Source organism: Pararhodobacter zhoushanensis (genome assembly GCF_025949695.1).
Lineage (GTDB): Bacteria > Pseudomonadota > Alphaproteobacteria > Rhodobacterales > Rhodobacteraceae > Pararhodobacter > Pararhodobacter zhoushanensis_A.
Map to the genome: position 1 here is coordinate 430,184 of NZ_JAPDFL010000001.1, position 12,534 is coordinate 442,717.

Annotated in this window: 16 protein-coding genes and 1 pseudogene; 12 read left to right on the forward strand and 5 right to left on the reverse strand. The window is 66.7% G+C overall.

Annotation, left to right across the window (positions count from 1 at the left end):
* The first annotated feature begins 84 nt into the window (after nt 1-84).
* Nucleotides 85-438, forward strand: a complete 354-nt coding sequence (locus OKW52_RS02165) for a hypothetical protein (protein ID WP_264504253.1) — start codon at nt 85-87, stop codon at nt 436-438.
* 32 nt (nt 439-470) lie between these two features.
* On the opposite strand, the gene OKW52_RS02170 is transcribed toward OKW52_RS02165, so the two are convergent.
* Nucleotides 471-1,643, reverse strand: coding sequence for a MalY/PatB family protein (locus OKW52_RS02170; protein ID WP_264504254.1), 1,173 nt, complete (start codon nt 1,641-1,643; stop codon nt 471-473).
* 140 nt (nt 1,644-1,783) lie between these two features.
* Here OKW52_RS02170 and def (OKW52_RS02175) point away from each other — a divergent pair, with 140 nt between their 5' ends.
* From def (OKW52_RS02175) to def (OKW52_RS02195), 5 genes are read left to right on the forward strand one after another with little or no spacing between them, the layout of a single operon-like run.
* Entirely contained in the window at nt 1,784-2,305 is a 522-nt protein-coding gene (def, locus tag OKW52_RS02175) for a peptide deformylase (RefSeq protein ID WP_264504255.1), read from the forward strand.
* Between the two features lie 48 nt (nt 2,306-2,353).
* Entirely contained in the window at nt 2,354-2,887 is a 534-nt protein-coding gene (locus OKW52_RS02180; protein WP_406622297.1) for an FAD-dependent oxidoreductase, read from the forward strand.
* Nucleotides 2,818-3,561, forward strand: coding sequence for an FAD-dependent oxidoreductase (locus tag OKW52_RS02185; RefSeq protein ID WP_264504257.1), 744 nt, complete (start codon nt 2,818-2,820; stop codon nt 3,559-3,561). The genes OKW52_RS02180 and OKW52_RS02185 overlap by 70 nt, the downstream gene beginning before the upstream one ends.
* A gap of 1 nt (nt 3,562) precedes the next feature.
* Nucleotides 3,563-4,078, forward strand: a complete 516-nt coding sequence (gene def, locus OKW52_RS02190) for a peptide deformylase (protein ID WP_264504258.1) — start codon at nt 3,563-3,565, stop codon at nt 4,076-4,078.
* A complete protein-coding gene (gene def, locus OKW52_RS02195; RefSeq protein ID WP_264504259.1) occupies nt 4,075-4,569 on the forward strand; it encodes a peptide deformylase in 495 nt (164 codons plus the stop codon). Before def (OKW52_RS02190) ends, def (OKW52_RS02195) begins: the two co-directional genes overlap by 4 nt.
* On the opposite strand, the gene OKW52_RS02200 is transcribed toward def (OKW52_RS02195), so the two are convergent.
* Together OKW52_RS02200 and OKW52_RS02205 are read right to left on the reverse strand one after the other, a co-directional pair.
* Complete coding sequence (locus tag OKW52_RS02200) at nt 4,566-4,805, reverse strand: methionine synthase (protein WP_264504260.1); 240 nt, start codon at nt 4,803-4,805, stop codon at nt 4,566-4,568. The genes def (OKW52_RS02195) and OKW52_RS02200 overlap by 4 nt on opposite strands.
* A gap of 26 nt (nt 4,806-4,831) precedes the next feature.
* The gene (locus OKW52_RS02205; protein WP_264504261.1) at nt 4,832-5,509 is read right to left on the reverse strand and encodes an ArsR/SmtB family transcription factor; all 678 of its coding nucleotides are present in this window, start codon (nt 5,507-5,509) and stop codon (nt 4,832-4,834) included.
* Nucleotides 5,510-5,620: 111 nt separating this feature from the next.
* On the opposite strand from OKW52_RS02205, the gene OKW52_RS02210 reads away from it, so the two are divergent.
* The 6 genes and pseudogenes from OKW52_RS02210 to dxs all read left to right on the forward strand — a co-directional run bounded on the left by OKW52_RS02210 (nt 5,621) and on the right by dxs (nt 10,852).
* On the forward strand, nt 5,621-5,809 hold the full coding sequence (locus OKW52_RS02210; RefSeq protein WP_264504262.1) for a DUF1127 domain-containing protein: 189 nt from the start codon (nt 5,621-5,623) through the stop codon (nt 5,807-5,809).
* Nucleotides 5,810-5,871: 62 nt separating this feature from the next.
* A pseudogene (gene fmt / locus OKW52_RS02215) lies at nt 5,872-6,773 on the forward strand (methionyl-tRNA formyltransferase).
* Nucleotides 6,774-6,893: 120 nt separating this feature from the next.
* Nucleotides 6,894-7,829 carry a histone deacetylase family protein gene (locus OKW52_RS02220; RefSeq protein WP_264504263.1) on the forward strand — a complete coding sequence of 312 codons (936 nt, stop codon included), beginning with the start codon at nt 6,894-6,896 and terminating at the stop codon, nt 7,827-7,829.
* Nucleotides 7,826-8,062, forward strand: coding sequence for an exodeoxyribonuclease VII small subunit (locus OKW52_RS02225; RefSeq protein WP_264504264.1), 237 nt, complete (start codon nt 7,826-7,828; stop codon nt 8,060-8,062). The genes OKW52_RS02220 and OKW52_RS02225 overlap by 4 nt, the downstream gene beginning before the upstream one ends.
* A complete protein-coding gene (locus OKW52_RS02230; protein ID WP_264504265.1) occupies nt 8,059-8,910 on the forward strand; it encodes a polyprenyl synthetase family protein in 852 nt (283 codons plus the stop codon). Before OKW52_RS02225 ends, OKW52_RS02230 begins: the two co-directional genes overlap by 4 nt.
* A 13-nt stretch (nt 8,911-8,923) precedes the next feature.
* The gene (gene dxs / locus OKW52_RS02235) at nt 8,924-10,852 is read left to right on the forward strand and encodes a 1-deoxy-D-xylulose-5-phosphate synthase (protein ID WP_264504266.1); all 1,929 of its coding nucleotides are present in this window, start codon (nt 8,924-8,926) and stop codon (nt 10,850-10,852) included.
* A 71-nt stretch (nt 10,853-10,923) separates the two neighbouring features.
* Here the strand turns inward: dxs and OKW52_RS02240 are convergent, their stop codons facing one another.
* A complete protein-coding gene (locus OKW52_RS02240) occupies nt 10,924-11,559 on the reverse strand; it encodes an outer membrane protein (protein ID WP_264504267.1) in 636 nt (211 codons plus the stop codon).
* Between the two features lie 222 nt (nt 11,560-11,781).
* A complete protein-coding gene (locus tag OKW52_RS02245; protein ID WP_264504268.1) occupies nt 11,782-12,408 on the reverse strand; it encodes an outer membrane protein in 627 nt (208 codons plus the stop codon).
* Between the last annotated feature and the right edge of the window lie 126 nt (nt 12,409-12,534).

The window sequence follows — 12,534 nt, forward strand, 5'->3', positions numbered from 1 at the left end:
ATTATCGGGGATATACGAATGGGTTACTTGTTTTTGCCATGATCGGCGGCAACGATACCGCTATGGGAATCGGGAGGTACGCCCATGTTTGCTTTTCTGCCAGAAGACATCCAGCGCGGGCTGGATGCAGCGACCAAAAGAGCCCAGCGCAAAAGCGCGCGGTTGAGCGTACATGTCGGTGACGTGGCCTATCCGATCCTGCGCCTGTCAGAGACCGGGTTTGCCGTCGATGCCACCCGCATCCCGCCGCTGCGGGGCTTTGTCGATGTATTCGACGGCCCGCGCCATATCAGCCGGGCCCTGATCATCGCCGCCTCGGAAGACAGCGGTGAGATGACCTATGAATTCAAAAGCGAAACGCTGATCGGCCAGCCGCCGATCCGCGACTATGTCGATGACCGGCCAACCAACGCGGGCTATCTGCCCAGTCCCGTTTGAGCGTGGAAGAAGGGGGCCAGCTGGCCCCCTTGTCATTGCAGATCGCCGAAGGCTGACTTGAGCCGCGCCACCGCCTCGACCACCCGCGCCTTGGGCGTGGCGATGTTGAAGCGCATGTAGGTCTCGCCGCCGGTGCCGAAGGTCTCGCCATAGTTCACCGCGATCTTCGCGTCTTTCTCGATCCGGCGGATGATCTCTTCACCCGCCATCCCGGTGCCCGAGAAATCGACCCAGGCCAGATAGGTCGCCTCAAGCGGCATCGACACCAGACCGGGAATTTCCGCGATCCCGGCATCGAAAACCTTCTGATTCTCGGCCAGATAGGCCATCAGCGCATCGACCCAGGCCGCACCCTCGGGCGAATAGGCGGCGGTTTCCATCGCCAGCCCGAACGAGCTGGGCGAGATCCCCAGACCCATCATCGTCGCACCGAACGCCTCGCGCAGCGTCTCGTCGGGGATGATCACGTTGCCGTTGTGCGCCCCGGCGATGTTGAAGGTCTTGGTCGGTGCGGTCAGCATCACCAGCCGGTCCAGCATATCGGGCAGCGCGGTGATCGCGGGCATGTGCTTTTGCCCCGGGAAGATCAGGTCGCAGTGGATCTCGTCGGACACCAGAATCAGGTCGTGCGCTTTGCAGAACGCGCCCAGCGCTTTCAGCTCACCCTCGGTCCAGCAGCGACCACCGGGGTTGTGCGGCGACGAGATGACAACGATCTTTTCGTTGCCGGTCAGACGCTTGGCCGCATCCTCAAGATCCATCTCATACAGACCGTCCCTCAGCACCAGCGGGCATTCGGTGACGGTGCGCCCGGCGGCTTTGGTGATCTTGGCGAACACATGGTAAACCGGCGTGAACAGCACCACACCATCGCCCGGCTGGCTCCAGGTGTGAATGCACAGCGCGGTGCCGTTCACCAGACCATGCGTGGTGAAGATCCATGAGGGATCGACGTTCCAGCCGTGGCGCGTGCTCATCCACCAGTCGATTGACGCCTTATAGGCGGCATCATCACCGAAATAGCCAAACACCCCGTGCTCCACCATCGCGCTCAGCGCGGCGGGCACGCAAGCGGGCGGGCGGAAGTCCATGTCGGCAACCCACATGGCAATGCCATCGTCGGGTGAAACGCCGAAAAGCTCTTCCATCATGTCCCACTTGGCCGAATGGGTGCCGCGCCGGTCGATGATTTCGTCGAAGTTCATGCCTATCTCCTTATCATGTGAAGCAGAATGCCGCCTCGCGCGGCGCACGCAACCCCCAAATGCGTATGCCCTCAAAACTCAAGCACGACAGCGTGCGCCCACCGTTGATAAGCGCGCGCGCTTGGCCTAAATCAGGGCGCATGAGCCTGCGTTCCATCCTGATCCATCCCGATCCCCGCCTGAAAAAGGTCTGTGCCCCCGTCCAGACGGTAACGTCCGAACTTGGCGCACTGGCCGAGGACATGCTTGAAACCATGTACGAGGCCCCCGGCATCGGGCTGGCCGCGCCTCAGATCGGCATCATGCAGCGCCTCTTCGTGATGGATTGCGTCAAGGATCAGGACACGGCCCCGCGCCCGATGGTCCTGATCAATCCTGAGATCACCTGGTCCTCGGAAGAGACCAGTTCATACGAGGAAGGCTGCCTGTCCATCCCCGAGCAATACGGCGAGGTCACGCGCCCGTCGACGGTGCGGATGCGCTGGCTGGGGCTGGATGGCAAGACCCATGAGGAAGAGTTCAGCGAGCTGTGGGCGACCTGCGCGCAGCACGAGTTCGACCACCTCAACGGCAAGCTGTTCATCGACTATCTGGGGCCGATCAAGCGCCAGATGATCACCCGGCGGATGGAAAAGCTGAAACGCGAGCGGGCGCGCGGCTGAGTGGCGCAGGGCCTGCACATTGGCATTGCCGGTGCGGGCGTTGGCGGCTTGGCGGCAGCGATTGCGCTGCATCTTGCCGGGCACCGGGTTGAAATCTTCGATCAGTTCGACGCCCCGCGCCCGGTAGGCTCGGGGCTGGTGGTGCAGCCGGTGGGGCAACGGGTGCTCGAGTGGCTGGGCTGTGGTCAGGCGGCGCGGGCCCTGGGCGCACCGATCCGCATGTTGCACGGGGTTGAGGCGCGGACGGGGGCGGGCACGCTGGCCGTGCGCTATGACGCGGCGGGTGCCGGGCTGCACGGTCTGGGCATGCACCGCGCCAGCCTGTTCGAGGCGCTGCACGGGCGGCTGGTCGCGCTGGGGGCGCGCGTCGTGGCGTCCTCGCAGGTCATCGCCAGCAGTGCCGACCGGCAGGGCCGCTGGTTGCAGATGGCCGATGGCCGCCGCGCCGGGCCTTTCGATCTGGTCGTCGACGCGCTGGGATCGCATTCCCCCTCTCGCCGCTGGTGTCGCGCGTGCTGCCTTATGGCGCGCTCTGGACCACGCTGGAGTGGCCCGCGACCGAGCTGCCAGCCGACCGCCTGACCCAGCGCTATGTCGCCGCGCACCGGATGGTCGGCGTGCTGCCCATCGGGCGGATGCCCGGAGAGACCACGCAGCGCGCCGCCTTTTTCTGGTCGCTGCGCCATGACGCCTATCCCGACTGGCAGGCGCAGGGGTTGGCCCCGTGGCAGGCTGAGATGCGCGGTATCTGGCCCGCGCTCAGCCCTTTCATCGGGCAGATCACCGACCCGGCGCAGATGGTGCTGGCGCGCTACTCGCATGGCACCCTGCGCAAGCCCTATGGCGATCGGCTGGTTCATATCGGTGACAGCGCCCACCGGGCCAGCCCGCAACTGGGACAGGGCGCGAATATGGCGCTGCTGGATGCGCTGGCGCTGGCCCGTGCGCTGGACAGCGCCCCTGCGCAGGACGCCCCCGCGCTTTATGCCCGCATGCGGCGCGGGCACCTGATGCTGTACCAGGCCTTCAGCCGCTTCCTGACCCCGCAATACCAGTCCGACAGCCGCGCGCTGGCGTGGTTCCGTGACCGCATCGTCGCGCCGATTGGCCGCGTGCCGCCGTTTGACCGGGCGATGGGGGCGATTGCCGCAGGCCTGTTCATCCCGCCGCTGGGCGGCGAGCCCTACGCCAACGGCCAGCCCGTCCCGCCAAGCTGGGCGATGGACGCGCCCCCTGCCCCGATGCTACAGCGCTGACATGCCCGTTTTGCCCATCGTCCAGTACCCCGACCCGATGCTGCGCCGCCCCTGCACCCCGGTGACGGCGCTCGACGGCATCACCCGCCAACTGGCCGCCGACATGCTCGAAACCATGTACGCCGCCACAGGCCGCGGCCTAGCCGGGCCGCAAGTTGCGGTGCCCAAGCGGATTTTCGTGATGGATTGCACATGGAAAGAGGGCACGCCCGCCCCCCGCGTGTTCCTGAACCCCGAAATCCTTGAGACCTCGGATGCGCTGGCCCTCAACACCGAAGGCTGCCTGTCGATCCCCGGCGTGCCTGCGCTGGTTGCGCGGCCCGACTGGGTGCTGATGCGCTGGCTGGATCTGGACGGGGTCGCGCAGACCGAGACGCTCTCGGGGTTCGAGGCCGTCTGCGCCCAGCATGAACTCGATCACCTCAACGGGCGGCTCTGCATCGACCTGATGGACGAGGCCGCGCGCGTCGCCGCCTCGCCCGCCCTGACCGCCCTCTCACACCCGGAAACCCCATGATCCGCCGCTGCCTGCCTTGGCCCGACGCGCGCCTGCGCACCCCTGCCGCCCCCGTCGACACCATCACCGACGAAATCCGCGCGCTCTGGACCGACATGATCGACACGATGGAGGCGATGCCCGGCGTCGGTCTGGCCGCGCCGCAGATCGGCGTGATGCTGCGGCTGGCGGTGGTCGATGCGTCCGAAGCGCGCGGTCAGGCGGTGCGCATGGCCAACCCCGAGGTGCTGCACGCCTCGGTCCAGCTACGCCCGCATGACGAGGCCAGCCCCAACCTGCCCGGCGTCCACGCGCAGATCCAGCGGCCCCGCGCCGTGACCGTGCGGTTCCTGAACGAGCAGGGCATGGTCGAGGAAAAGGATTTCGTCAGCCTCTGGGCGACCTCGGTCCAGCACCAGATCGACCATCTGAACGGCAAGATGTATTTCGACCACCTGAGCAAGGTGAAGCGCGACATGCTGCTGCGCAAGGCCAAGAAGCTGGTGAACTAACCCGCGTCGCGCCCGAGCAGCCAGCCGATGAGGGCGAGAATCAGCACGATGGACAGCGGATAGAGGACCATGAATTGCAGGTCTTCCGATCCCAGCTCCCACGGGGCCTTGATCCGGCAGCGGCCGTTCAGGCTGCCAAAGGCGCAGGCGAGGCTGCTGATGTAGACGTAAAAGACACCGCCTGCGATGGCCGCAAGGGCTGCGAGCCCGTAAAACACCCGTGATGCGATCCGCATGATGCCCCTCCCTGTGCTGATCCCGTTCAGCCAAACGCCGCCGAAAAGGCGCGCAATCCCGGCGGGGTAAAGCGGATATGGCGGCTGTCTTCAACCCGTCGCACCCAGCCTTGCGCGTGAAACCGCGTGAGCAAGGCCGCGCCCAGCGCGCCCGCCAGATGCGAGCGGCGTTCGGACCAGTCCAGACAGACCCGGCACATCGGCCGCCGCTGCGCCGTCAGCGCGGCCGTGTCGATGCCGAGGCCCGCGATGAACCCGGCACCCTCGGCGCTCAGCCCGACACTGTCGCGCGAGACGACCAGAAACCCGCGCCCGGCCAGACTGTCAAACATCCGCACGGCAGCGGCGCCGGCCATATGGTCGTAGCAAACCCGCGCCTCGCGCAGCGCCGCATCGTTCGGGCCGGGTTGAGCGCGCATGTGGCCACGCGTGGCGGCCAGTCCCGCCAGCGTCTCCAGCGCCTGCGCGACCTGCTCGTCGGCCAGCGCAAAAAACCGATGCCGCCCCTGCTTGCGCGGCCACAAGAGCCCGGCCTCGGTCAGTTGCTTCAGGTGATCCGAGGCCGTCGCGGCACTGACCCCCGCCGCCTCGGCCAGCTCACGCGCGGTCAGCGCCTGCCCGCCCAACAGGACCGACAGGATGGTGGCGCGGGTCGGATCGCCGATCAGCGCCGCAATGCGCGAGATGTCTGGACCTTGTCTCATGCTCTCAGTCTGGGGCCGCGCCACGGCGCGCACAAGCCCCGACGCTTCGGTCCGCACCGAAGCATCCGCGCCGGTTTGCGTGGCATGTCAGCGCCAGAAAGGAGACCCTTCATGATCCGTCTCATCCCCCTGCTGTCGCTCTTTCCAGCCCTGCGGCTGCGCCCGACCCTGCGCCGCTGGCACCGCAACGCCACCACCCGCCGCGATCTGCGCGCCCTCGACACTCATCTGCTGCGCGACATTGGTGTGACCCCCGCCGCCGCCGCGCGCGAAGCCCGCCGCCCGTTCTGGCACCGCTGAGCCGGTGGCGCTTTGCCCCCACCACTGCTAGATCGGAGGCGACCACAGCAGCGGAGACGAACATGCGCGTCATTTTCATGGGAACGCCCGATTTCTCGGTGCCGGTGCTCGATGTGCTGGCCGCCTCGCATGAGGTGGTCTGCGTCTATTGCCAGCCCCCCGCCCCGCCGGACGCGGCAAGCAGGAACGCCCGACGCCGGTACACGCCCGCGCGCTGGAACTGGGTCTGCCGGTGCGCCACCCGGCCAAACTGCGCGACGCCGCCGAGTACGAGGCCTTTGCCGCCCTGAACGCCGATATCGCCGTGGTGGTGGCTTATGGCCTGATCCTGCCGCAAGCGGTGCTGGACGCGCCCAAGCACGGGTGCCTGAACATCCACGCCTCGCTGCTGCCACGCTGGCGCGGGGCGGCGCCGATCCACCGGGCGATCATGGCCGGGGAAAGCGAAACCGGCGTGTGCATCATGCAGATGGAGGCCGGGCTGGACACCGGCCCGGTCCTGCTGCGCGAGGCAACGCCGATCGGCGATGTTGAAACCACCGACCAGCTGCACGACCGGCTGTCGCTGATGGGGGCGCGGCTGGTGCTGAGCGCACTGGACCAGTTGCCAGACCTGCGGGCCATGCCGCAACCCGAAGAGGGCGTCACCTATGCCGCCAAGATTGACAAGGCCGAAGCCCGGGTCGACTGGACGCAGGACGCCGCCGCCGTTGCGCGCCTGATCCGCGGGCTGTCGCCGTTTCCGGGCGCATGGTGCGAAACGCCGGTGGGGCGGTTGAAACTGCTGGGCGCGGTGGCCGGTCCGGGCACGGGTCCGGCGGGCGCGGTGCTGGACGGGCTGACCATCGCCTGCGGCACGGGTGCGGTGAAAATCACCCGCGCCCAGCGCGAGGGCAAGCGCCCGATGGACGCGGACGAGCTGCTGCGGGGGCTCGACTGGCCAGCGGGCACGCTGTTGGGGTGAGCGGGCAAGGGGGCTTTCCGCCCCCTCTTCGGCTGACGCCGAATTCACCCCCGAGCGTATTTTCAGCAAGATGAAGGCGCAGCGCTTGAAGGGGGACAGGCCGGGCGCTAGCCTTTGGACATGAGCACAGCCTTTTACACCGACCCCGCCTGTCTGAATCACGCAACGCCCGAGGGCCATCCCGAGCAGGTGGCGCGGCTGGTATCGATTCTGGCCGCGCTGGAGCATCGCGATTTCGCCGGGCTGGACCGGCGGCAAGCGCCGCTGGCCGAGGTGGCCGAGCTGCTGCGCTGCCATCCGCAGGACTATATCGACCGTATCCGCGCGGCAGAGCCTGACGCGGGCAATCACCAACTGGACGCCGATACGTGGATGTCGCCGGGCAGCTGGGATGCGGCGCTGGCGGGGGTGGGCGCGGTGACAGCGGCGCTGGATGCCGTCATGGCGGGTGAGGCGCGCAATGCGTTCGCCGCGATCCGCCCGCCGGGCCACCACGCGGAAACCGCCACGCCGATGGGGTTCTGCCTGTTCGGCACCGTCGCCATCGCCGCCAAGCGGGCGCTGGATCACCACAGGCTGAGCCGCGTTGCGGTGCTGGACTTCGACGTGCACCACGGCAATGGCACGCAGGATCTGCTGTGGAACGAGCCGCGCGCGCTGTTCGTATCGAGCCACCAGTTCCCTCTCTGGCCCGGCACCGGGCGCGCGGAAGAGACCGGGCCGCATGGCACGATCCTGAACGTACCGCTGGCCCCCGGCACGCGCGGCCCCGATTTCCGCGATGCGTGGGAAAGGCAGGTGTTCCCCCGCGTTGACGCCTTCAAGCCCGAGCTGATCCTGATCTCGGCCGGGTTCGACGCCCATATCGACGATCCGCTGGCCCAGCTGGCGCTGACCGAGGACGATTTCATCTGGATCACCCACCGCCTCTGCGATCTTGCCGATGCCCATGCCGGCGGGCGGGTGGTCAGTGCGCTGGAAGGCGGCTATAACCTCGACGCGCTGGCGGCCTCGACCGCGGCGCATATCCGGGTGTTGATGGAGCGTGGCGCATGAAGCCTGTAGCAGACTTGTCGTTTGAGGACGCCCTGCGCGAATTGGAGCAGGTCGTCGGCCAGCTGGAAGGCGGCGCGGTCGATCTGGAGAAATCCATCGCCATCTACGAGCGCGGCGCCGAGCTGAAAAAGCATTGCGAGGCCAAGCTGGCGCAGGCGCAGGCGCGGATCGAACAGATCACGCTGGCCGAGAATGGCCAGCCCGACGGCACCGCGCCTTTCGACGCGCAATGAGCTTTCCGCAGGATCTGGCCAGCGCCGCGCTGGCCGTGAACGCCCGGCTGGCGCAGGCGCTGAACGCGCTGCCCGACAGCCGGGTGCGGGCCGCGATGGCCCATGCGATCCACGGCGGCAAGGGTCTGCGCGGGTTTCTGGCGCTGGAAAGCGCCGGGCTGCATGGCGTGCCGCCTGTCGCCGCGCTGAACGCGGCGGCGGCGATCGAGGCGATGCACGCCTATTCGCTGGTGCATGACGATCTGCCCGCGATGGATGACGACGACCTGCGCCGGGGCCGCCCCACCGTGCACATCGCCTTTGACGAGGCGACCGCGATTCTGGCCGGCGACGCGCTGCAATCGCTGGCGTTTCGGCTCTGTGCCGAGACCGGCAGCGCGCCCCTGACCGCAGCACTGGCGCAGGCAGCGGGCGCGGCGGGGATGGTGCTGGGTCAGGCGCTGGATATCGAGGCCGAATCGGCCGCCGCCCCGCTGACGCTGGAGCAGATCATCCACCTGCAGCAGGGCAAGACCGGCGCGCTGTTTGCGTGGTCCTGCACCGTGGGGCCGCTGCTGGCCGGGGCCGATCCGGGGCCGCTGAGTGCCTATGCGCGGGCGCTGGGGCTGGCGTTTCAGATCGCCGATGACATTCTGGACTGCGAAGGCGATGCCGCAACAGCCGGAAAACGGCTGCAAAAGGATGCAGAGGCGGGCAAGGCGACCTTTGTGTCGCTGCTGGGACTTGAACCGGCGCGCGCCCGTGCCGCAGGTTTGATTTCACAGGCCTGTGACGCTCTGGCACCTTACGGTGCGCGGGCCGATTCCTTGCGAGACGCGGCGCGTTTCGTTATCAGCCGCGACAAGTAAAGTTGGAGCGTCCATGAATACCCGTCCCGAAACACCGCTCCTTGACCGCGTGCACAGCCCTGCCGACCTCAAGCGGCTGACCGATCCACAGCTGAAACAGGTCGCCGATGAGTTGCGCGCCGAGACGATCAGCGCCGTGTCGGAAACCGGCGGGCATCTGGGCGCGGGTCTGGGCGTGGTCGAACTGACCGTGGCGCTGCATGCGATCTTCGACACGCCGCGCGACCGGCTGATCTGGGACGTTTCGCACCAATCCTATCCGCACAAGATCCTCACCGGGCGGCGCGACCGTATCCGCACGCTGCGCATGAAGGACGGGCTGTCGGGCTTTACCAAGCGCTCGGAAAGCCCCTATGACCCCTTCGGTGCCGCGCATAGCTCGACCTCGATCAGCGCCGCGCTGGGCTTCAAGGTCGCGCAGGATCTGGGCGGCGCGCCGGACCCGGCGCTGGGCGACGCCATCGCGGTGATCGGCGATGGCAGCATGTCGGCGGGCATGGCGTTCGAGGCGATGAACAACGCAGGCCATCTGGGCAAGCGGCTGTTCGTCATCCTGAATGACAACGAGATGTCCATCGCGCCGCCCACCGGCGCGCTGTCCTCCTATCTGTCGCGGCTCTATACCGAGCGCCCGCTGCAAGACCTCAAGGCCGCCGCCAAGGGTGCCTTGTCCCTGCTGCCGCCCCCCTTCCAGGAAGGGGCCAAGCGCGCCAAGGACATGCTCAAGCACATGACCGTCGGCGGCACGATGTTCGAGGAACTGGGCTTCAAATACGTCGGCCCGGTTGACGGGCACGACATGGACACGCTGCTGGCTGTCCTGCGCACCGTGCATGACCGCGCCACCGGGCCGACGCTGATCCATGTGCTGACCAAGAAGGGCAAAGGCTATCGCCCCGCCGAGCAGGCAATGGACAAGGGCCACGCCACGGCGAAATTCGACGTGCTGACCGGCAAGCAGCAAAAAGCTCCGTCCAACGCGCCCAGCTACACCAAGGTCTTCGCGCAATCGCTGATCCAGCTGGCCGAGGGTGACGACAAGATCGTCGCCGTCACCGCCGCGATGCCCGATGGCACCGGCCTGAACCTGTTCGCCGAGCGGTTCCCGACCCGGTGTTTCGACGTCGGCATCGCCGAGCAGCACGGCGTCACCTTCTGCGCCGCGCTGGCGGCGGGCGGGATGAAACCGTTCTGCACGATGTATTCGACGTTCCTGCAGCGCGGCTATGATCAGGTCGTGCATGACGTGGCGCTGCAGGGTCTGCCCGTCCGCTTCGCCATCGACCGCGCCGGTCTGGTCGGCGCCGATGGCGCGACGCATGCGGGCAGCTTTGACGTGGCTTACCTCGCCAACCTGCCCGGCATGGTGGTGATGGCCGCCGCCGATGAGGCCGAGCTGGTGCATATGGTCGCCACCGCCGCCGCGCATGACGCGGGCCCCATCGCGTTCCGCTTTCCGCGGGGCGAAGGCGTCGGGGTGGAAATGCCCGAACGCGGCACACCGCTGGAAATCGGCAAGGGCCGGATTATCCGTGAGGGCAAGCGCGTGGCGATCCTGTCCTTCGGCACCCGTCTGGCCGAGGTGATGAAAGCGGCCGAGGCGCTGGACGCACGCGGCATCTCGCCCACCGTCGCCGACGCCCGCTTCGCCAAACCGCTGGACCGCGACCTGATTCTGCGGCTCGCGGCAGACCATGAAGCGCTGATCACCATTGAAGAGGGCGCGGTCGGCGGCTTTGGCTCCCATGTCGCGCAGCTGCTGGCGGAAGAGGGCGTGTTCGACACCGGGCTCAGGTTCCGCTCGATGGTGCTGCCGGATGTGTTCATCGACCAAGCCTCGCCGGATCAGATGTATCAGGCGGCTGGGCTGACGGCGGCGGATATCGAAGCGAAAGTGCTCGACGCGCTGGGCGTCGCGCGGATCGGGGCCAAGCGGGCCTGAACAGCCGACTGCTGCAAAAGCAAACAGCCGCGCCCGAGGGCGCGGCTGTTGTCGTTATCGCTTGGGTGCGATCAGAATTGGAAGCCCGCGCGCAGCGAAACGGTGTCGATGTCTGAACCGGCCGTGAAGCCCAAGGCGTCGCCGGACACGTCACGACGGGCCAGTTCTACGCCAACGAACATGCTTTGGGTGACCAGAGCCTGCATCCCCAGACCGTAAGACACGCCGGTCTGACGAACTTCGACGCCGACGTCGGTCAGCGTCGAGCGCGCAGCGCCGACAAAGCCGTACACCATCACACGGTCAAACGCATAACCGGCGCGGGCGCGCAGCTCGAGAGCGTTTTCCTGCAGCGAGTTCGGAAAGCCGACATAGGGCGTGTTGAAGCTGGTGTAGGCCAGTTCCGCACCAAACACCATGTTGCCACGCTGCCAGTTGTAACCGACGAACCCGCCAAACGCGCTGTCGCTTTCCAGATCAGGGAACAGGCCGCCGCCGGTGTTTTCATTGATCTGGCCGCTCAGCGCCGAAATGCTCAGACCGCCGTAAAAGCCGTCCCACGAGTACGAGGGCGCCGGCATCGGCGCGACCATCACCTCCGGCTCGACGTAAACAACCGGACCCGAGGCCAGTGCGGCCCCCGAAGCGACGACCAGCGCAACGACCGAAGCCGCCGAGCCGAGGGAGAGTTTGAGAATTTTTGTCATGCGAACCACCTGAGTGTTAAATTCTTATTAATAAGAGATGATCAGACGCCCGCGGCTGCGATTTTTCAAGTCGCCTTCAAAATTTGTCGACAAATTTGCGCGAAGTGACGCTTTCCCGCATCACCCCGCAGGTCAGCGCTTGCGCCTGGCTGTTCCGCCACCCCCAAACGCAAACAGCCGCGCCCAAAGGGCGCGGCTGCTGTCGGTATCGCTTGGGTGCGATCAGAAGTGGTAGGCAGCGCGCAGCGACACGGTGTCCAGCTCGGATTCGACCGTGGTGCCCAGAACGTCCGCGTCCACGTTGCGGCGAGCGAACTCAAGACCAACGGACATGTTGCTGGTGACCATCGCTTCAACGCCCAGACCGTAGACCGGGCCGGTTTGCGTGAAGTCGGTGCCGCCGCTGCCGATGGTCGAGCGCGCAGCGCCGACGAAGCCGTACACCATGACGCGGTTGAACGCGTAGCCGGCACGAGCGCGCAGGTCGAGCGAATCACGCTGATACGTGCCCGGGAAGCCAACGAACGAGGTGTCGAAGTTGGTGTAGTTCAGTTCGCCACCGAACACGAAACCACCGCGCTGCCAGTTGTAACCAACGAAAGCGCCGAAGCCGTTGTCGCTTTCCAGATCCGGCAGACCGGCGGGATCGGTGACGCCACCGCTGACACGCGAGTAGCTCAGACCGCCGTACAGGCCAGCCCAGGACAGAGCAGGTGCCGGCATCGGGGCAACCATGACTTCCGGCTCGTTGTACACGACCGGGCCCGAGGCCAGAGCGGCACCAGCAGCGAAGCCGAGAGCGGTGACCGAAGCGGCCGAACCAAGGATGAGTTTGCGAATTGCAGTCATTTTTTTCTCCATCGTTAACCGAATGTTAACTTCTGGCCCTACACACACCTTCAGCGGGGTCTCTTCAAGGCACCTCGGACAGATGCCTTTTACGCTGCTTGCAGGTGAAACATTCGCGCATCACCC

What these genes read in the sequence shown, in the direction of transcription:
- OKW52_RS02225 (WP_264504264.1), top strand. Translation starts at nt 7,826, where the DNA reads ATGAAGCCTGTAGCAGACTTGTCGTTTGAGGACGCCCTGCGCGAATTG.
- OKW52_RS02245 (WP_264504268.1), bottom strand. Translation starts at nt 12,408, where the DNA reads ATGACTGCAATTCGCAAACTCATCCTTGGTTCGGCCGCTTCGGTCACC.
- def (WP_264504259.1), top strand. Translation starts at nt 4,075, where the DNA reads ATGATCCGCCGCTGCCTGCCTTGGCCCGACGCGCGCCTGCGCACCCCT.
- OKW52_RS02230 (WP_264504265.1), top strand. Translation starts at nt 8,059, where the DNA reads ATGAGCTTTCCGCAGGATCTGGCCAGCGCCGCGCTGGCCGTGAACGCC.
- OKW52_RS02210 (WP_264504262.1), top strand. Translation starts at nt 5,621, where the DNA reads ATGATCCGTCTCATCCCCCTGCTGTCGCTCTTTCCAGCCCTGCGGCTG.
- def (WP_264504255.1), top strand. Translation starts at nt 1,784, where the DNA reads ATGAGCCTGCGTTCCATCCTGATCCATCCCGATCCCCGCCTGAAAAAG.
- OKW52_RS02240 (WP_264504267.1), bottom strand. Translation starts at nt 11,559, where the DNA reads ATGACAAAAATTCTCAAACTCTCCCTCGGCTCGGCGGCTTCGGTCGTT.
- OKW52_RS02220 (WP_264504263.1), top strand. Translation starts at nt 6,894, where the DNA reads ATGAGCACAGCCTTTTACACCGACCCCGCCTGTCTGAATCACGCAACG.
- OKW52_RS02200 (WP_264504260.1), bottom strand. Translation starts at nt 4,805, where the DNA reads ATGCGGATCGCATCACGGGTGTTTTACGGGCTCGCAGCCCTTGCGGCC.
- OKW52_RS02170 (WP_264504254.1), bottom strand. Translation starts at nt 1,643, where the DNA reads ATGAACTTCGACGAAATCATCGACCGGCGCGGCACCCATTCGGCCAAG.
- OKW52_RS02165 (WP_264504253.1), top strand. Translation starts at nt 85, where the DNA reads ATGTTTGCTTTTCTGCCAGAAGACATCCAGCGCGGGCTGGATGCAGCG.
- OKW52_RS02205 (WP_264504261.1), bottom strand. Translation starts at nt 5,509, where the DNA reads ATGAGACAAGGTCCAGACATCTCGCGCATTGCGGCGCTGATCGGCGAT.
- dxs (WP_264504266.1), top strand. Translation starts at nt 8,924, where the DNA reads ATGAATACCCGTCCCGAAACACCGCTCCTTGACCGCGTGCACAGCCCT.
- def (WP_264504258.1), top strand. Translation starts at nt 3,563, where the DNA reads ATGCCCGTTTTGCCCATCGTCCAGTACCCCGACCCGATGCTGCGCCGC.